The sequence below is a fragment of the Arthrobacter sp. P1_B9 genome, assembly GCF_056406495.1.
In genome coordinates, this window is sequence record NZ_JBFUAA010000003.1 from 256,797 (window position 1) to 274,913 (window position 18,117).

The 18,117-nt window shown below is 67.2% G+C and carries 17 protein-coding genes; 6 read left to right on the plus strand and 11 right to left on the minus strand.

Going from position 1 to position 18,117, the window contains the following annotated elements:
* Positions 1-218: 218 nt before the first annotated feature.
* The gene (locus tag AC1D1A_RS06125; RefSeq protein ID WP_176803545.1) at positions 219-677 is read left to right on the plus strand and encodes an Lrp/AsnC family transcriptional regulator; all 459 of its coding nucleotides are present in this window, start codon (positions 219-221) and stop codon (positions 675-677) included.
* Positions 678-691: 14 nt separating this feature from the next.
* On the opposite strand, the gene AC1D1A_RS06130 is transcribed toward AC1D1A_RS06125, so the two are convergent.
* A complete protein-coding gene (locus tag AC1D1A_RS06130) occupies positions 692-1,147 on the minus strand; it encodes an Lrp/AsnC family transcriptional regulator (protein WP_079555658.1) in 456 nt (151 codons plus the stop codon).
* 117 nt (positions 1,148-1,264) lie between these two features.
* Here AC1D1A_RS06130 and AC1D1A_RS06135 point away from each other — a divergent pair, with 117 nt between their 5' ends.
* The gene (locus tag AC1D1A_RS06135) at positions 1,265-1,927 is read left to right on the plus strand and encodes a LysE family translocator (protein ID WP_230007336.1); all 663 of its coding nucleotides are present in this window, start codon (positions 1,265-1,267) and stop codon (positions 1,925-1,927) included.
* 21 nt (positions 1,928-1,948) lie between these two features.
* Here AC1D1A_RS06135 and AC1D1A_RS06140 read toward each other — a convergent pair whose 3' ends face one another.
* From AC1D1A_RS06140 to AC1D1A_RS06165, 6 genes are all read right to left on the minus strand, one after another.
* Positions 1,949-2,305, minus strand: a complete 357-nt coding sequence (locus AC1D1A_RS06140; protein ID WP_028277562.1) for a nuclear transport factor 2 family protein — start codon at positions 2,303-2,305, stop codon at positions 1,949-1,951.
* 81 nt (positions 2,306-2,386) lie between these two features.
* A complete protein-coding gene (locus AC1D1A_RS06145) occupies positions 2,387-3,436 on the minus strand; it encodes a hypothetical protein (protein ID WP_476947345.1) in 1,050 nt (349 codons plus the stop codon).
* Between the two features lie 33 nt (positions 3,437-3,469).
* Positions 3,470-3,970: a DUF456 domain-containing protein gene (locus AC1D1A_RS06150; RefSeq protein ID WP_230007333.1), complete on the minus strand. Its 501-nt coding sequence runs from the start codon at positions 3,968-3,970 to the stop codon at positions 3,470-3,472.
* Positions 3,971-4,148: 178 nt separating this feature from the next.
* On the minus strand, positions 4,149-5,342 hold the full coding sequence (locus AC1D1A_RS06155) for an NAD(P)-dependent malic enzyme (protein WP_476947419.1): 1,194 nt from the start codon (positions 5,340-5,342) through the stop codon (positions 4,149-4,151).
* Positions 5,343-5,644: 302 nt separating this feature from the next.
* Complete coding sequence (locus tag AC1D1A_RS06160; RefSeq protein ID WP_476857711.1) at positions 5,645-6,202, minus strand: TetR/AcrR family transcriptional regulator; 558 nt, start codon at positions 6,200-6,202, stop codon at positions 5,645-5,647.
* Positions 6,203-6,383: 181 nt separating this feature from the next.
* Positions 6,384-7,649 carry an MFS transporter gene (locus AC1D1A_RS06165; RefSeq protein ID WP_476888072.1) on the minus strand — a complete coding sequence of 422 codons (1,266 nt, stop codon included), beginning with the start codon at positions 7,647-7,649 and terminating at the stop codon, positions 6,384-6,386.
* 132 nt (positions 7,650-7,781) lie between these two features.
* Here AC1D1A_RS06165 and AC1D1A_RS06170 point away from each other — a divergent pair, with 132 nt between their 5' ends.
* The 4 genes from AC1D1A_RS06170 (at position 7,782) to AC1D1A_RS06185 (ending at position 12,920) form a co-directional block, all read left to right on the plus strand.
* Complete coding sequence (locus AC1D1A_RS06170) at positions 7,782-8,921, plus strand: thermonuclease family protein (RefSeq protein WP_230009036.1); 1,140 nt, start codon at positions 7,782-7,784, stop codon at positions 8,919-8,921.
* Between the two features lie 51 nt (positions 8,922-8,972).
* A complete protein-coding gene (rraA, locus tag AC1D1A_RS06175) occupies positions 8,973-9,482 on the plus strand; it encodes a ribonuclease E activity regulator RraA (protein ID WP_476947346.1) in 510 nt (169 codons plus the stop codon).
* 102 nt (positions 9,483-9,584) lie between these two features.
* The gene (locus AC1D1A_RS06180; protein ID WP_476947347.1) at positions 9,585-11,243 is read left to right on the plus strand and encodes an MDR family MFS transporter; all 1,659 of its coding nucleotides are present in this window, start codon (positions 9,585-9,587) and stop codon (positions 11,241-11,243) included.
* A gap of 201 nt (positions 11,244-11,444) precedes the next feature.
* Positions 11,445-12,920: a sugar porter family MFS transporter gene (locus AC1D1A_RS06185; protein WP_476947348.1), complete on the plus strand. Its 1,476-nt coding sequence runs from the start codon at positions 11,445-11,447 to the stop codon at positions 12,918-12,920.
* A gap of 120 nt (positions 12,921-13,040) precedes the next feature.
* Here the strand turns inward: AC1D1A_RS06185 and AC1D1A_RS06190 are convergent, their stop codons facing one another.
* The 4 genes from AC1D1A_RS06190 to AC1D1A_RS06205 form a co-directional block, all read right to left on the minus strand.
* On the minus strand, positions 13,041-14,267 hold the full coding sequence (locus tag AC1D1A_RS06190; protein ID WP_476872292.1) for an MFS transporter: 1,227 nt from the start codon (positions 14,265-14,267) through the stop codon (positions 13,041-13,043).
* Between the two features lie 38 nt (positions 14,268-14,305).
* Positions 14,306-14,770: a MarR family winged helix-turn-helix transcriptional regulator gene (locus tag AC1D1A_RS06195; RefSeq protein ID WP_223914957.1), complete on the minus strand. Its 465-nt coding sequence runs from the start codon at positions 14,768-14,770 to the stop codon at positions 14,306-14,308.
* 184 nt (positions 14,771-14,954) lie between these two features.
* Complete coding sequence (locus AC1D1A_RS06200) at positions 14,955-16,103, minus strand: mannitol-1-phosphate 5-dehydrogenase (RefSeq protein WP_476857708.1); 1,149 nt, start codon at positions 16,101-16,103, stop codon at positions 14,955-14,957.
* On the minus strand, positions 16,103-18,073 hold the full coding sequence (locus AC1D1A_RS06205; RefSeq protein ID WP_476947349.1) for a PTS mannitol transporter subunit IICBA: 1,971 nt from the start codon (positions 18,071-18,073) through the stop codon (positions 16,103-16,105). The genes AC1D1A_RS06200 and AC1D1A_RS06205 overlap by 1 nt, the downstream gene beginning before the upstream one ends.
* Between the last annotated feature and the right edge of the window lie 44 nt (positions 18,074-18,117).

Here is an 18,117-nt window from a genome sequence, read left to right on the forward strand (position 1 = left end):
CGTGAACAAGAGTCAGTCAGCGGCTGGTTCCTTGCGGGAGCCTCGTCCGGGGTCCGGGTGGTGTGCCGGGATGTCCGTAGCCTTCGGGATCGTGGCGGTGGCCTCGTCCCCTTGTTGTCACCATTTGAGCAGAAGCCCTACAGTTGGTGCAACGGACCGGCCCCAGAGTAGTCAATCTGATCAACCACAGCCCGGACCGCCAACAGGAAGTGGTCATTTTGCAGGAGCTCGACGCGACGGACCGGCGGATCCTCGCCGCGCTGGACGAAGATCCCCGCGTGCCGGTCATGGTGCTGGCGCAGAAGCTGGGCCTGGCCCGCGGCACCGTCCAGTCCCGCCTGGAACGGATGTCGGCGTCGGGCGCGCTCCGGCCGAACAGCAGCCGGGTGCTGCCGTCCGCCCTGGGCCGCGGCGTGGCGGCCGCGGTCAGCGCGGAACTGGACCAGAGCCACCTCAACGAGGCAATCGCCGCCCTGCGCAACATCCCTGAGGTGCTCGAATGCCACGCCCCGGCCGGCGACACCGATCTCCTGATCCGGGTGGTGGCCAAGAGCCCGGACGATCTCTACCGCGTGTCAGAGGAAATCCGGCTGTGTCCCGGAATCGTCCGGACCTCAACGAGCATGTTCCTGCGCGAGGTCATTCCCTACCGGACCACGGGACTGCTCGGCGCCTGAGCAGGCGGACGCGTCTAGACCGGCGGCCCGGCGTTGGCCTTCAGGTTCTTCATGACCAGCGTAGACGTCAGTCGCTCGACGCCGGGCAGCGAGGTCAGTTCACTGTCGTAGAAACGCTGGTAGGAGGGCAGGTCCTCCGCGATGACCTTGAGCAGGTAGTCCGGCGACCCGAAGAGCCGCTGGGCCTCGACGATGTTGGGATTGCCGGCCACCCGGCTCTCGAAGATCTCCATGGTGGAACGGTCCACCTGGCGCAGGGTCACGAACACGATCGCCTCGAAACCGAGCCCCACCGCGGCCGGATCAATATCCGCCCGGTAGCCCCGGATGATCCCGGCGGCCTCCAGATCCCGCAGCCGGCGATGGCACGGAGCCACGGTCAACCCCACCTTGGCCGCCAGGGCCGTGGCAGTCATCCGGCCGTCCGATTTGAGGTAACGCAAAATACTTCTGTCAATGGCGTCAATCACGCAATTATCTTACCCAATAGCGGTGATTCTTCAGTAAATAAGCGAGCACTTCCCGGCCGAATTTGCCTAGAGTTTTTCTTGTACCCGCCACGGGGTGCCGCACTCCTGGAGCCCGCCATGAACCCCCAGCTTTTCCTCGCCTTCCTGGTTGTCGCCGTCGCCCTGGCATGCACCCCCGGCGTCGACTGGGCCTATTCGATCGCGGCCGGGCTCCGGCAGCGCAGCTTCGCGCCCGCCGTCGCCGGTCTCTGCGGGGGCTACGCCCTCCACACGGCGTTGCTTGTGCTGGGCCTGGCGGCACTGCTCGCCGGGATGCCCGGCGTGCTGGGCTGGCTGACCGCGGCGGGCGCCCTCTACCTGCTGTGGCTGGGCTTCAGCACCCTGCGGTCCTGGCGCGGGGCCAGCTTCAGCACCGGTACCGCTGCTCCCGGTGCCGCCACACCCGCGAGCCAGTTCCGGGTCTTCCTCCAGGGCATGGGCATCAGCGGGATCAACCCCAAGGGCCTGCTGTTCTTCGTGGCCCTGGTGCCGCAGTTCGTCAGCCCTGACGCCGCGTGGCCGGTTCCGGTCCAGTCGGGTCTGCTCGGGCTGACCTTCATCCTGCTCGTGGGCGTCATCTACAGCTGTGTGGCACTCCTGGCGCGGAAACTGCTGCAGGCCAGGCCGGGCGCAGCGCGCCAAGTGACGCTGGCCAGCGGGATCATCATGCTGGCCCTGGGCGCCTTGCTGCTCGCCGAGCAGATCGTGCCCGCCGTCAGCGCAGCCATGACGCACGGGTGAGGACGCGAATCCGCCCTGGGGCTACTTGCGCTGCATGTACCACTCGGTGAAGGACGACGCGCGGCCGTCCGCGGTCAGTTGGATGACCCACAAGTTGTCATAGCTCCGGCTGTTGCCGCGGTACGTCGTCAGGCCCTGCACAAACGCCCGGCCGCCGTCGACCCCCAGCAGCTTCCATTCAAACATCCAGTCATCCGGCTCATCACGCCCGGCAAGCCAGTGCTCCACGATATCGTCCCGGCCCTGCCACGGTTCGGCTTCCTGGGGGCTGGTCGCATAAATGGCGTCCTCGGTAAACAGCGCCCGGATGTCCTCCGGATCGTTCGTCGTCCACGCTGTGATGTAGTGCTGCATCCAGCGCTCCACCGCATCTCTCATGCCTCGTTTGTACTCCCCGCCCCAGGGGCCCGCAAGAGTAGTGGATACGTGGATTTGGCCGCGATCGGGCGTGGAAGCCCGTCAGTCGTCGTCAGCGCGCCCGTATTCGCGGTCCCAGAGTTCGTGCATTTCGGCGTCTTTGCGGATGGCTTTCACGGCCTCCAGCTGTGCCGGTTTGTGGCGCTGCCAGTCCCGGCCGCCGAGGGTCTTGCGGCCCGCCTCGAGGAGGAGCAGGGCGGTGTCCGTCAGCGCGTCGCTGCGGAGGGTGAAGTCAGTCTTCCTGCGCCGCAGGACTTCCTGCAGGGCCGAACGGGAAGCGGTGTAGGCGCCGAGCCTGCGCAGCGACCGGGCACGCACCAGCAGCAGCGCCGCGGACAGATCGTCCGCGTTCAGCAGGCCCTCGGTCTCTGCCACCACGTCGACGTCGCGTCCCAGCTCGGCCTCCAGCGAACAGCGCGCCAGGGCGAGCGGCAACGACGGCGGCAGGCCGGCCAGCGCCGCCAGCGCCGCCTCCGTCTGGCCGGTCTCGCGCAGGGAATGGGACAACGCCAGGAACACGGCCTCCTCGGAGAAGAGCACCGGAACCTCAATCCGCTCGGCCACCTCCACCCTGGTGACCACGCCGGCCAGGTATTCGCCGGCGTAACGGTTGGCGTCCTCGTCGTTCCGCAGTCTCAGGCCGTGCTGCAGGAGTTCGGACGCGCGCAGGTGCCCGCCGTGGGCGTACGCCAGCAGCCCGGCCATGAGGTAGCACACCCCCGCCCAGCCGGGGTAGGAGCGGGCCAGGGTTATCAGGCGGTCAGGATCGGTGCTGCCGAAGACGGCGGAGTGCACGGCTTTCAACCTCTTGGCGGAGGTCCGGCCCCCTACCCTGCCCAGCCGGGGCACCCCGCCTTCGGCGGCCAGCGTCCCGGGTGCCCGGCCCGCCATGAGTCCGGCCACCGCGCCGCCCACGGTGCCGGCCAGGCCGCGGACGGGTGTCCGGACCACTACCTTGCGGAAGGGCGTCAGGTCGCGGGTGTCCGTGTACGGCCTGCGCTGGCCGTCGGGACTTTCGCCGTCAGCAAGCCGGCCAGCGGGAATGCGGCCGTCAGGAATTTGGGGGGCGGATTCGCCAAGTCCGGCGCTCATTCCCCCATGGTAGTAGGCTCCGGCAGGCCGCTGCTAGGCCGCCGAGGCCACCCAGAGGCCGATCACCCAGGTGCTCGCGGCGAGGCACGCGAGGCCGAATTCCACGATCATGCCCAGGCCCGTGGCCTTCAGCGCGGCCCAGCTCGAGGCCACTGCGGTGCCGAACACGCGGGTGCGCTGCAGCTCGCTGAGCAGGAGCCCGGCGGCGAAGCCCACAAAGAGCCCCACCACGGGGATGACGAACATGCCGGCCACGCCCAGCACGAGGCCCACCACCACGGAACGGCTCGGGATGCTGTGCTGCTTGAGCTTCCGGCCGGTAAGGACGGTGCTCGCGGCCAGGCCGGCCAGAACGAAAAGCATCCCGATCCCGAAGACCACCCAACCGGTGGTCCCGGCGCCGCCCCACAATGCCCAGGCAAGCAGGCTCGCCCCGATCAGGATGCTGCCGGGCAGAACGGGAATGATCGTCCCGGCAACGCCCACCACGATGGCGAGGCCGCAGAGCACTGTCACGACAATCTCGGGGTTCATGGCCCCAGTCTATGGCCGGGCCCGGGGCTGCCGTTGACGGCCCCGGGCCCGGTATGCCGGCGCCTAACTTCCGGACGGAGGGCTGGTTGATTCCCGCCGAACGACAGCGGCGGCGCTCCCCCCTCAGGGAAGCGCCGCCGTCGTCGTCCGGTGTCGGATGCCTTCTGACGCGGTCCTGCTACTCGGCGGCCACCGCCGCGGCGACTGCGGCGGAGACGGCCGGGGCCACGCGCGGATCCAGCGGGCTGGGCACGATGTAGTCCGCGGAAAGGCCATCCTCGGCCAGTTCCGCGATGGCCCGGGCCGCGGCGAGCTTCATGGCCGGCGTGATCCGGCGGGCGCCGGCGTCGAGGGCGCCGCGGAAGATGCCGGGGAAGGCCAGGACATTGTTGATCTGGTTCGGGAAGTCGCTGCGTCCGGTGGCGACGACGGCCGCGTACTTGCTCGCGACCTCCGGCAGGACTTCCGGGTCCGGGTTGGACAGGGCGAACACGATCGAGCTGTGGTTCATCAGCTTGAGGTGCTCCTCGTCCAGCTTCGAAGAGGAGACCCCGACGAACACGTCGGCGCCGAGCAGCGCCTCCCCCGGGCCGCCTGTCACGCCACGAGGGTTGCTGCGGGCGGCGAGCTGGGCCTTCTTGCTGGCCGGATCGGCGGCGATGTCCGCGCGGTCCTTGTTGATGGTGCCGCGGGAGTCCAGGAGGACGACGTCGCCGATTCCGGCCGTCAGCAGGATTTCGGCGACCGCGATCCCGGCGGCCCCGGCGCCGGAGACCACCACACGCAGGCTGTCGAGGGTCCGGCCGGTCACCTTGGCGGCGTTGGTCAGGGCGGCGAGGACGACGACGGCGGTGCCGTGCTGGTCATCGTGCATGACCGGGCAGTCCAGCGCCTCGATGAGTTTCTCCTCTAGTTCGAAGCAGCGGGGCGCGGCGATGTCCTCAAGGTTGACGGCGCCGAAACTGGGGCGCAGCCGGACAAGTGTCTCGATGATTTCGTCGACGTCGGTGGTGTTGAGGACCAGCGGGATGGAGTCGAGTTCGCCGAAGGCCTTGAACAGCGCGGACTTGCCCTCCATCACGGGCAGCGAGGCGCTGGCGCCAATGTTGCCCAGCCCCAGCACGGCCGTGCCGTCGCTGACCACCACCACGAGGCGCTGGGCCCACGTGAGCGTCTTGGCGAGCTCCGGGTTGGCGTGGATGGCGCGGCTGACCTGGGCGACACCGGGCGTGTAGGCGATGGAGAGGTCGCGCTTGCTGGCAAGCGCGACGGTGCTGGAAATCGACAGCTTGCCGCCCTCGTGGGATGCGAAGATTTCCTCGTCGCTGAGCACGGCTACTGGCTCAGCCGGGGAGGTGGAATCGGCGGGAATGATCGTTTCAGTGGACACGTCGTTGTCTCCTGGGGCTCACCGTGGGCGCACGGCTCATGGAAGCTCAAGCAAGGATGCTCAAGTTGGTCTGGCAGGGGCGGCGGCGACCAGAGGTGGCGGTCGCCGGTGTTTCCCCGATTTGCCGGCATCAGCCGGCTCCGGTCCAGCAATGGTAAACAGGGCATCGCGCCCGTTACGCCCGCGGGGAGCGTTACCCACCCGTGGTGAAACGTTTCTTCTCCAGAATATGTGACCCGGATCACGCGCGGGAGGGCATATTCCGGGCCGCTGGTCTAGACCAGTTACGCGGCCTGCGGGGTCCGCTGCAGGAGGGAACAGGCCTTCTTCAGGTCCTCCTCCGCTTCGAAGAGGGACAGCCGGCGGCAGCGGACGGCCTGGACCAGGCCCGTAACCGTCAGCAGCAGGACCCGGGCCACGGCCGGGTCGCCGCACGCCGCCGTGACTGCCTTCTCGGCCGTCGCATCGATCTCGCGCAGCAGCCGCGTTGTGTCGTTGTCCTTGACGTAGACCGCCCGGTTGAGGGACTGCTCCACGGCGGGCTGCATCAGGCGCATGTGGAAGATCTCCATCACCACTCCCGCGAGGGCCTGGGCCGCGACCTTGCCGGCCGCCGGCGAGCTCCCCGCGAGCAGTTCGCCCAGTTGCTTGCGGTACAGCGCCAGGACCAGCTGGGTGGCCGACGGGAAGTAGCGGTACAGCGTCCCCAGTGGCACGTCCGCCTTGGCCGCCACCTCGGACAGGACCACGGAGTCCAGGCCCTTGCGGGCAAACCCCGCGGCGACGTCTAGGATCCGCACGTAACGGAGCCGCTGCCGGGGCAGAGTGGGTGGAGGGGCCATCGGTGGAAGATCTGAGTGAAAATCAGGCATCAGCAGCGTTCCGGGGGTCGTTTTTCTCGGCAGCCGGGCGCGATCCGCCCACCGCGCTGCCGCGGCAATTGCCGTCCACTATACGCCACGAATCCGGGCGCCCGGCGAGGAGACCGGGGCTCCGAGGCCCCCTGCACGGAACGCGGGCGGCTCAGTCCACGCCCTTGATCTTCACCACGAACACGGCCCCCAGAAGCCCAATCACGGCGGCCGCCAAGTACAGCGCCACATAGCCGCCCCAGAAGGCAACAAAGGGGTACGCGATCAGCGGGGCGAGCACTTGCGGCAGCGAGTTGGCAATGTTGATGACGCCAAGATCCCTGCCCCGGTTCAGGGCCGTGGGCAGCACCTGGGTAATGAGGGCAAAATCCACCGCCAGATAGCAGCCGAAGCCGATGCCGAGCACGGACGCGCCGACCAGCGCACCCGGCCAGGTGGGCGCGAACGCAAGAATGAGGGAGGCTGCGGCGATCACGGCGGAAGAGATGATGACCAGCGGCTTCCGGCGGCCCAGGCGGTCGCTCAGCCGGCCGCCGACCACGCTGGTGATGATCACCATGACGGCATACAGGCCTGTGAGGATCAGGACGCCAAACTCGGGCTCGATACCCTGGGTTTCGCGGACGCGGACGGCGTCGTTGAGGAAAAACAGCAGGTAGAGGGTGATCATATGGTTGCCGATGTTCACCAGGAGCCGTGTCAGCCAGGCCCAGGCAAAATCCGGATGGCGGGCCGGGGAAATCCAAAAACCCCGCACAAAGCCGCCCAGACTGAACGGCGGACGGGCCTGCGCAGGCAGCGGAACGTCGTCGTTCTTGAAGTAATAGAGCACGACGCCGGCGAGCAGCGCCACCGCGCAGACAACATACCCCGCGGCGAAGTTTCCGGCGACGGCGGCGGCGATCACCGCCCCTGCCAGGATTCCCGCTGTCTGTCCCATGGCGGCAAGGCCGCCGACGGTGCCGCGCTGGGGTACCGGCACGCGGTCCGGGATGGCCGCCGTGATGGCCGCATAGGCGCCGTTGCAGCCGGCCTGGACGAGGCACCAGAGCAGCGTCATGGCGGCAACGCCCGGGGCGCCGGCCAGCGCGATCAGGGCCGCGGCACCCAGGACCGCACCGAAGAGCACCCACGGCACCCGCCGCCCCCGGCGCGCGGTGGTCCGGTCGCTGAAGGCGCCGAAGAGGGGGTTGGCCACCAGGGACACGGCCGCACCCGCACCCGTCACGAGGGCGAGGATGGCTTCCTTGTCCGGTTCGCTGAAGGCTGCCGCCTGTTGGCCGAGGAGCACCTGGAGCGGGCCGAAGAATGCCGCGTTGATGCCGACGTTGACCAGCACCACCCCTGCCGTCCAGACAGGCCGGACGCGGCGTTCGGGTTCGGCGAGCGCCGGCGCGGTGGTATCGGACATGCTCATGGCTCCCCCTGGAACTGATGATCAGGCATATGTATCAGTGCGCAGCCAGACTACCGGGACTCGGCAGATCTGGGACGACACTGGCGCTCATTGGCGGGCCGGCGCAGTAAGGTCATCGTTGAACCTCCAGCTATGGAGAAAATCATCATCACTCATTCCGTGGGGGAATACATCTTGTTGTCACAAATGTCGGGCTCTGCTGCCCGAACCAAGGCCATAGGGATTGCTATGGCAGCACTGCTTGCCCTCAGCGGCTGCAACTCCGGCGCGGCCGCCGAGACAAAAGCATCCGAGCGCCCGGGTTCCGAGTCGGGACGAGATCAGGCAACTGTCGTACGAATTATCGACGGCGACACATTCAAGGCTTCAATGAACGGTGAAGAAAAGACTATTCGTCTGTTGAATGTCGACACTCCGGAGACCAAAGACCCCAACACGCCTGTGGAATGTATGGGCCCCGAAGCGACCAAAGGCCTCGAAGAACTTCTGCCCGTTGGTGCCAAAGTCACGTTAGAACTGGACCTCGAGCCCTTGGACAAATACGGACGCACCCTAGCTGCGGTCTTCGACTCAGGCGGAAAGCTGGTCAACGCTGAGATCGCCCGGCTCGGACTCGGCGTACCCGTCTTGATCGAGCCCAATAAGAAGTTCTATCCGCCGGTGGTTGAGGCCTTTGATGAGGCCCGCACTCGGGGGGTAGGCCTGAACTCCTCAAACGTCGCATGCCTGCCGTCCCAACAGGTTGCAATTGCGGCGCAAGCTGTTGAAGCTCTGGCCGCCGATCCCCTTTCCGATTCCGTGTCCGACCTGGACCGGGGCCATGCCGGGCTGGTCGCAGCCCTCGCAACTGTAGCTGCGCTCAAGGTAGCGGCAAAGGCCAAAGACGGAATCCAATGGGCCGCATACAAGCCGGCGCAGCTGGCGGCGATGACGAGCAGGTTGGATTCAGCGGCTACGGTCGGGGCCGCCAGGCAGACTGCCATTGGCGCGAAAAAGAAGCAACTCGCGGACGCAGCCTCAGCCGCGGCGGCAGCAGTGTCTGCCCGCCAGGCCGCCGAAGCCGCTGCAGCAGCCGAGGCCGAGCGGATCCGTAACCTGCCCCCCGCACCGGCGCCCTACGTGCCCCCGGCACCTGTCCCGTACGTCCCGCCGGCTTATGTCCCGCCCGTTTATGTGCCGCCCGCTCCGGCACCCAATCCATATCCGGGATACAACGGTCCCCGCTGTTATGCCCCCGGCGGAAAGACGTGGACTCCTTGTAGCAAGAGGTAGTTCTGGTCCCCGGGACTCGGCGGATCCGTTCGGAATGTGCCAGTCTCGGGGATGAGCCCCGCCGTTAACACTCAAGGAGTCACTGTGAACGCTTCCGCCCTGAATACCGCAGACCTTTACGACGAGCGCGGCGGGGAGCTGGAATCCGTGTCGGTGCAGTTCCAGTCCCTGGGCGGGCACACGCATTTCAGCGGGCCGGTCCGGACTATCCGCTGCTTTGAGGACAACGCGCTGGTCAAGTCCGTGCTGGCCGCTCCCGGCCACGGCTCCGTCCTGGTGGTCGACGGCGCCGGCTCCCTTCGCACCGCACTGATGGGGGACATGATCGCGGCGAGCGCCGTCGCGAACGGCTGGGCCGGCGTCGTTATCAACGGTGCCATCCGGGACCGGCTCGCCATCGCGGGGCTGCCGCTCGGGGTCAAGGCACTGGGCAGCAACCCGCGCAAGAGCGCCAAGGACGGCGCCGGGGCAATCGACGTGCCCCTGGAAATCGACGGCGTGGCCATCCGCCCCGGCGTGATGATCTGGTGCGATCCGGACGGGATCCTGGTCGAACGCTAAGGACTTTCTTCTCCCCGAGGTAGTGGCGGGAACAATTCAGCCAGTAACATAGTTACTGAAAGCAACTATCCGCTTAATCCCCCACTTCACCTTGGAGCAGTCATGTCCAAAACCACCTCCGTGCGCGCCGCGGGAGAGGTCCTGACCCACCGTCAGACCATCACCGTCATGGTGGGACTCATGCTCGGCATGTTCCTGTCTTCGCTGGACCAGACGATCGTGTCCACCTCGATCTACACGATCGCCAACGACCTCGACGGCCTCTCCCTGCAGGCCTGGGCCACCACCGCCTACCTCATCACCTCCACGGTGAGCACGCCGCTCTACGGCAAGCTCAGTGACATCTTCGGGCGCCGCCCGCTGTATCTCATCGCCATCGTGATCTTCCTCGCCGGTTCGCTCTACGCCGGCTCGGTCCACTCAATGACCGAGCTCGCCATTGCCCGCGGCATCCAGGGCATGGGCGCCGGCGGCCTCCTGGCCCTCGCCCTGACCATCATCGGCGACATCGTGCCGCTCAAGGACCGGGCCAAGTACCAGGGCTACTTCATGTCGGTCTTCGGCATCTCCTCCGTCCTGGGCCCGGTTATCGGCGGCGCCTTCGCGGGCACCGAAACCATCCTCGGGATCGACGGCTGGCGCTGGGTGTTCCTGATCAACATCCCGATCGGTCTCGCGGCCCTCACGGTGGTGTTCATGTACCTGCACCTCCCCGCCAAGCACGTGAAGCAGAAGATCGACTACTGGGGCGCCGCGGCCATCACGCTGGCCATTGTGCCGCTCCTCCTCGTGGCCGAACAGGGCCGCACCTGGGGCTGGAGCTCCGCGAACTCCTACCTCTGCTACGGCCTCGGCGTCGTGGGCATCATCGCGTTCCTGCTGGCCGAACGGCACGCCGCCGACTACGCGCTGATCCCGCTCCGGCTGTTCCAGAACATCACCTTCGGCCTGTCCTCGCTGCTGAACTTCATCATCGGCATCGGCATGTTCGGCGCCATCGCGATGCTGCCCATGTACCTGCAGCTGGTCAAGGGCCTGACCCCCACCGAGGCCGGCCTCATGATGATCACTTTCACCGTGGGCATCCTCACCGGCTCCATCACAGCGGGCCGGACCATCTCGGCCTCGGGCACCTACCGGATCTTCCCGATCCTTGGCACCGCAACGCTGACGGCGGCCGCCGTCGTCATGGGCCTCTCCCTCGGCGTGGACACCCCGCTGTGGGTCCCCGGCGCCATCGCCGTGTTCTTCGGCCTGGGACTGGGCTTCTGCATGCAGCCCCTGACGCTGGCCATGCAGGTCTCCGTGCCCTCGAAGGACATGGGCGTGGGCACTTCCTCCGCCGCGTTCTTCCGTTCCATGGGCGGCGCGGTTGGCACGGCAGTGTTCATCTCGATGCTTTTCAGCCTCGCGGCGGACAAGATCGCCACGGGCATGAAGGACGCCGCGCAGAATGCTGACTACCTCAAGGTGCTCAAGGATCCGGCCGTGGCCGCCGACCCGGCCAACGCCCAGCTCTACGACTTCTTCAAGAACGGCGCCAGCAACGACTCGCTCAACGACACCAGCTGGCTGCACACGGCCAACTCGACGCTCACCCGTCCCATCGTCGAGGGCTTCGCGCAGTCGATCGACGCGGTCATGCTCACGGCCGCCGTGCTCACCGGCATCGCCTTCCTGATCACGTTCGCCCTGCCGAACAAGAAACTCACGGACCCGAAGGCGGTTGCCCGGGAGGGCGCCGTGGCCGCCGCCCACTAGGCGGTCCCGAGGTCTGGAACACGACGACGGCCGGCAGTCTTGTGGACTGCCGGCCGTCGTCGTCTGTCCTCAGCCGCAGCAGCGGCAAAGTGTATGTTTCGTCTCACTTTCCAGTGGTTGTGACAGGGGGCACGCGGGGGCGGGTGTAAGACTGGGTAGTTGCGGCGAAGGCCGTGGACCGCGAACTGCCAAGGGAGCCGTATGACCACCACCCATGACCAGACCGCCGCCAAGATCCCAAAAAGGGTCATTTGGCTGGCCGTAGCGGGCGCCGTCGGCGGCTTCCTCTTCGGCTTTGACTCCTCCGTCGTCAACGGCGCCGTCGACGCGATCAAGGACGAGTTCGCCCTCAGCGAGACCGTGACCGGCTTCGCCGTCGCCGTGGCCCTCCTCGGCTGCGCGGCAGGGGCCTACCTGGCCGGCAAGATCGCCGACCGCTACGGCCGGATCCCGGCCATGAAGCTGGGCGCGCTGCTGTTCCTCGTCAGCGCCATCGGCACCGGGTTCGCGTTCGGCGTCTGGGACCTGATCTTCTGGCGTCTGGTGGGCGGGCTCGGCATCGGCCTGGCCTCGGTGATCGCGCCGGCCTACATTTCCGAAATTTCCCCCCGCCACGTCCGGGGCCGCCTGGCCTCGCTGCAGCAGCTGGCGATCACCACCGGCATCTTCGCCGCCCTGCTCTCCGACGCCGTGTTCGCGACGTCGGCCGGCGGCGCGGACCAGGCCCTGTGGCTTGGTTTGGAAGCGTGGCGCTGGATGTTCATGGCCGCCGCCGTTCCCGCGGTCGTCTACGGCTGGATCGCCTTCACCCTGCCCGAATCGCCGCGGTTCCTGGTGTTCCAGGGCAAGGACGATGAGGCCCTCAGGGTCTTCAAGTCGATCGCCCCGGACGAGGACTCGGACCGGCACCTGCGCGACATCAAGAAGGCCATCGACGAGGACAAGCTTGCCGGCCAGAAGGGATCCCTGCGCGGCAAGGCCCTGGGCCTGCAGCCGGTGGTCTGGATCGGCATCATCCTGTCCGTGCTGCAGCAGTTCGTCGGCATCAACGTGATCTTCTACTACTCCACCACGCTGTGGAAGGCCGTGGGTTTCCAGGAAAAGGATTCGCTCACCATCTCCGTGGCCACCGCCGTCACCAACATCCTGGTCACGCTCGTGGCAATCGCCCTGGTGGACCGGATCGGGCGTCGTCCGATCATGCTGGCCGGCTCCATCGGCATGGCCCTCTCGCTGGGCACCATGGCGCTGGCCTTCGGCTCGGCCACCGGGTCCGGCGACGCGATCTCGCTGCCCGGGGCGTGGGGTCCGGCGGCGCTGGTCGCCGCCAACGTGTTCGTCATCAGCTTCGGCGCCTCCTGGGGCCCGCTGGTATGGGTGCTGCTGGGGGAGATCTTCCCGTCCCGGATCCGCGCCCGGGCCCTGGGCCTGGCCGCGGCCGCGCAGTGGATCGCCAACTTCGCCATCACCCTGAGCTTCCCGGTCATGGCCGCGGCCTCCCTGCCGCTGACGTACGCCATGTACGCGCTGTTCGCGGCGGCGTCGTTCTTCTTCGTCATGTTCAAGGTCCCGGAGACCAACGGCATGTCCCTGGAGCAGGCCGAAACCCTGTTCGTGCCCAAGGGATCCGCAAAGGAAGCCGCCAAGGAATCCGCGAAAGAGTCCGCCAGGGCCTGAGCCGGCGCTTCTGTGAGGGCCGCCGCGCCTTCAGCGTTCCGACAAAAGAACGCCCATGCTTGCGAGGAAGCATGGGCGTTCTTTGTCACCTCAGCGGGTTCTGCGCAACACCGGGTGTTGCTACACCACGTGCGGCTCGTGCGCCGCCAGGTAGCGGCGTCCGCCGAAGACGACGGCAATGGCGGCCACCATGGCCAGCGCGCCGGCGAAGAAGGGCACCTGCGGGCCGAAGTGCTCGCCCAGCTGCGCGGCGGCAAACGGTGCCAGGGCGCCGCCCATCCAGCGTACAAAGTTGTAGCCGGCCGAGGCCACCGGCCGCGGCGAGTCGGACACGCCCATGGCCAGCTCCGTGTAGATGGTGTTGTTGATGCCCAGGAGCGCCCCGGAAATGACCACGAGGACGACGACGGCCGGCACCGAGTGCCCGGCGGCCAGGCCCAGTCCCACAAGGTCGAGCATCAGCAGGACGAGCGTGCCGGTGAGGATCCGGACCGCTCCGAAGCGGTTCTGCAGCACGGGGGCGGCAAACACTGAGAAGACCGCGACGGCCACACCCCAGCCGAAGAACACCCCGCCGATCCCGTAGGCGTCCATGCCGAGGATGAAGGGCGTGAAGGCGAGGACGGTGAAGAAGCCGTAGTTGTAGAACAGGCCGCTGGCCGCCGTCGTCCGCAGCCCCTTGTGCCCCAGGGCCAGCAGCGGATCCCGGAGCCGGACTTTCCGTTCGGGCAGCGGCGTCTTGGGCAGCAGGGCAATGAGCGCGATGAACGCGGAGGCCATCAGCACGGCCGTACCGAAGAACGGGGCGCGCCACTGCCAGCCGCCCAGCAGTGCGCCCAGGAGCGGGCCGAGGGAAATGCCCAGGCCGAGTGCGGCCTCGTAAAGGATGATCGCAGTGCCGGCGCCGCCGCTTGCGACGCCGACAATCACGGCCAGCGCCGTGGCCACGAACAGGGCGTTGCCCAGCCCCCAGCCGGCGCGGAAGCCGATGAGCTCGGCCACGCTGCCGGACGTGCCGGACAGGGAGGCGAACACGACGATGACCGCCAGCCCGATCAGCAGCGTCCGCTTCCCGCCGATCCGGGAGGAGACGTAGCCGGTGATCAGCATGGCGACTGCGGTCACCAGGAAATAGCTTGTGAAGAGCAGCGACACCTGGCTCGGCGAGGCGTCCAGGTTCTTGGCGATCGCCGGCAGGATGGGGTCCACCAGCCCGATCCCCATGAAGGCGAACACCGCCGCGAGGGCCGTGGCCCACACCGCCTTGGGCTGTTTGAGCAGTGAGGCCTTCTCGGCCTCGAGGGTTACTTCCGCTGCCGGCAGGGTGTCGGCGGGCTGGCCGTGCATGGGGGCACTCCTAAGTGATTGGAATTGTTGGGTGAAGATCAGGCCAGGAGCGTCGCGTTGATCCTGCCGATGACCGGGAGGGCGGCCGCGAGGGCGGCGCGGTCTTCGCCCGAAAGGGACGAGAGGACGCCGGCCATGACGGTGTTGCGGCGCTCGTTGGCGGATGCGACGGCGGCGAGGCCGGCGTCCGTGAGGGTGACCCGGACGGCGCGGGAATCGTCGGGGTCCGGCTCGCGCCGGGCGAGGCCGGCGCGCTCGAGCTTGATGATCTGCTCGGTGGCACTGGGCACCTTGACGCCCAGGTTCCGGGCGATTTCGCCTACCCGCACGCCGCCTGCGGCGGGCCCGGCGTCCAACAGCATCTTGAGCATGCTGAGTTGGGCGGCGCTGAGTTCGCCGTCGGCGTCCAGGCGGCGGACGAGGTAGATGCTGTGGCGGAGGGCCTCGCGGAAGTCCTCGGCGAGAGCGAGGAGGCCGGGGTCAGCCGGTTCACTGGCGTTCATAGTTAGGTAGCCTAACAGTTAGGCAACCTAATGGTCAACAGTCAGTCCCTCCCTCACTTTTCGCGTCAAAAACACAGACCCTCCCTCACCAGAAGTGAGGGAGGGTCTGTGTATCGGACAATCATCTGAGGGAGCGTCGTCCAAAACCCGCGCGATCTGAGGGAGCGTCGTTGGGCTGGGGCGGCTAGACGACCGCCTTGGCCTCCTCGATGAGGGAGGAGACGGCGGCAAAAAGCGGGTGGTCCGCCGGCAGGCCAGTGATCTTCTCCGTGGCCTCGTCCGGCGTGGACGCGGAGAGGATTTTCGCCAGCTCCACGGCCTCGGCGTCGGCCGGATCATTGAAACGCAGGGCGGCGGCGATGGCCCCGAGCAGCGCCTCGGGGACAATTCCGCGTTCGGCCAGCTCGGCAGCGGGACCGATGAAGCGCTCATGCCGGCTGAGTTTGCGCAGCGGCGCACGGCCCACCCGGGTGACGGTGTCCGGCAGGTGCGGGTTCGAGAAGCGGCCCAGGATTTTTTCCACGTACGCCTCCTGCTCGGCCCGGTTGAAGCCGTGCTTGGCCACCAGCAGCTCCTTGGTTTCGTCCAGGACGGCGCGCACATCGGCCGCGACATCCTGGTCGGCCATGGCCTCGGAAATCTTGCCCAGGCCGGCCTCGAATCCGAAGTAGGCCGCCGCCGCGTGCCCCGTGTTGACGGTGAACAGCTTTCGCTCGATGTACGGTGCGAGATCGTCCACGAACGTCGCGCCCGGGACCACCGGCTCCTTCCCGGCGAACGGGGTACGGTCGATTACCCACTCATAGAACGTCTCCACCGTGACGTCCAGGCCCTGCCCGGCCTCCTGGTTCGGCACAATCCGGTCCACCGCCGTGTTGGCAAACACGGCGGCCGCGTCCAGGGCGCCCGCGGCCGGATCCCACTGGGCAACGACCTCGGACTTCAGGATGTCCGTGGCGTTGATCGCGTTCTCGCACGCCATCACCTGCAGCGGCGCCAGCCCGGCGGCACGGGCGGCAATCCCCTTGGCGATCACGGGCGCCACGAACTTCAGGATGTGCGGCCCCACGGCGGTGGTGACGATGTCCGCCGTCGCGATTTCCGCGACGACGTCGGCTTCCTGGGTGCCGGAGTTCAGCGCCCGGAAGTTGTTGACGGTACGGACGGCGGGGTTCTCTCCGACTTCGTGGACCTCGTAGCTGTCCGCGGCGGCCAGCTCGGTGATGAGGGCGTCCGCGACGTCGGCGAACACCACCTCATACCCTGCGTCGTGCAGCAGCAGGCCCACGAAGCCGCGCCCGATGTTTCCGGCTCCGAAATGAACAGCCTTCACTAGGAGTTGACCTTTCCGAGCAGGGCCAGCACTTCGTCAACCGTGGTGGCCGCCTCGAGCTGGGCCACCTGGGCCTTGTTGGTGAAGACCTTGGCGATTGAGGACAGGATGTGCAGGTGTTCGTTGTTGACGCCGGCCACACCGACGACGAACTTCACTTCCTTGCCGTTCCAGTCGATGCCGTTCGGGTAGCGGATAACGGAGACCGCCGACTTCATGATGTGGTCCTTCGCGGCGTTGGTGCCGTGCGGGATGGCCAGGAAGCTGCCCATGTACGTGGAGACGGATTCCTCGCGTTCGTGCATGGCGTCCACGTAGCCGGAGTCGACGGCGCCGCGGTCCAGCAGAAGCTGCCCGGCCTCGTCGATCGCGGCGTCCCGCGTAGTCGCATGGCCGTTGAGGACGACGCTTTCGGCCACCAGGATGCCGGCGGGACCCTGCTCGGCTTCTGCCTCGGCAGCCGCGGGGGCGGTGCCGGCGGCGGCCGTGGCAGGGGTCGTTTCCGTGGTGCCGGCTTCCGTGTTGCTGGCCTCGACCAGTTCCACGATCTCGTCGTACCGCGGGCTGTTCATGAAGTTGTCCACAGAGACATGCACGGCGCTGGCGGTCGCGGGCTTGGCCCGTTCGGTCAGGTCCTGGTGGGTGATGACGACGTCGTACGTGTCGGTGAGGTTGGCGATCGCGGAGTTGGTGACCTTGACGTCCGAGAAGCCGGCGGCCTTGATCTTGTTGCGGAGCACCGAGGCGCCCATCGCGCTGGAACCCATGCCGGCGTCGCAGGCAAAGACGATGTTCTTGATCGGGGTGGCGAGGACGGCGACGCCGCTGGCACCCACGCCCTCACCGATCAGGGCTGCGGACACCGAGCTCTTCTTGCCCTTCAGGGCCTCCATCCGGTGGGTGGCCTGATCGAGGTCGTCTTCGGCGGGCGCCTTGCTGGCTTTCAGGACCACCGAGGCGATCAGGAAGGACACCGTGGTGGCAAAGAGGACGGAGAGCGTCACGCCGACGTAGCTGTCGCGTGCCGTTGAGGCGTAGACCGCAATGATGCTGCCCGGGGCTGCCGGGGACCGGAGTCCGGCGCCGGTGACCACGAGCGTGAAGATGCCGGTCATGCCGCCGCCGATTGCGGCGAAGATCGTCATCGGCTTCATCAGGACGTACGGGAAGTAGATCTCATGGATACCGCCGACGAACTGGATCACGGCTGCGCCCGGCGCGGACGCCTTGGCCAGACCCTTGCCGAAGAATGAAAAGGCGAGCAGGATGCCGAAGCCCGGACCGGGGTTGGCTTCGAGCAGGAACAGGATGGACTTGCCCTGCTCGAGCGCCTGCTGCGTGCCCAGCGGGGTGAGGATGCCGTGGTTAACGGCGTTGTTGAGGAACAGGACCTTTGCGGGCTCGATGAAGATGCTGGTGAAGGGCAGCAGGCCGTTGGTGACCAGGAATTCGACCACGGCGCTGGCGCCATTGCTGAAGGCCTTCACGATCGGGCCGACCACCAGCATGCCCACGACCGCCATGGCAGCGGCAACGATGCCTGCCGAGAAGTTGTCGATCAGCATTTCGAAGCCGGGCTTGACGCGGCCTTCCCAGATCTTGTCCAGCTTCATCATGATCCAGGCAGTGAGCGGGCCAAGGATCATGGCGCCGATGAACATGGGGATGTCGGTACCGACGATGACGCCCATGGTGGCCACCGCGCCCACCACGCCGCCGCGCACGCCGTAGACCATCCGGCCGCCGGTGTAGCCGATCAGCAGCGGGAGCATGTACGTGATCATGGGCCCGACAAGCTTGCCGAGCTCCGCATTGGGGAAGAAGCCGGCCGGGATGAAGAGCGCCGTGATGAAGCCCCAGGCGATGAAGGCGCCGATGTTGGGCATGATCATTCCGGACAGGAACGTCCCGAATTTCTGGACGTGTACGCGCATGCTGGTGCGTGGTTTCGCAACTGTCTCTGTTGCCATGTGAGTTCCTAACCGTCGTTCCCGCTGCATTGCAGGATGGTCCG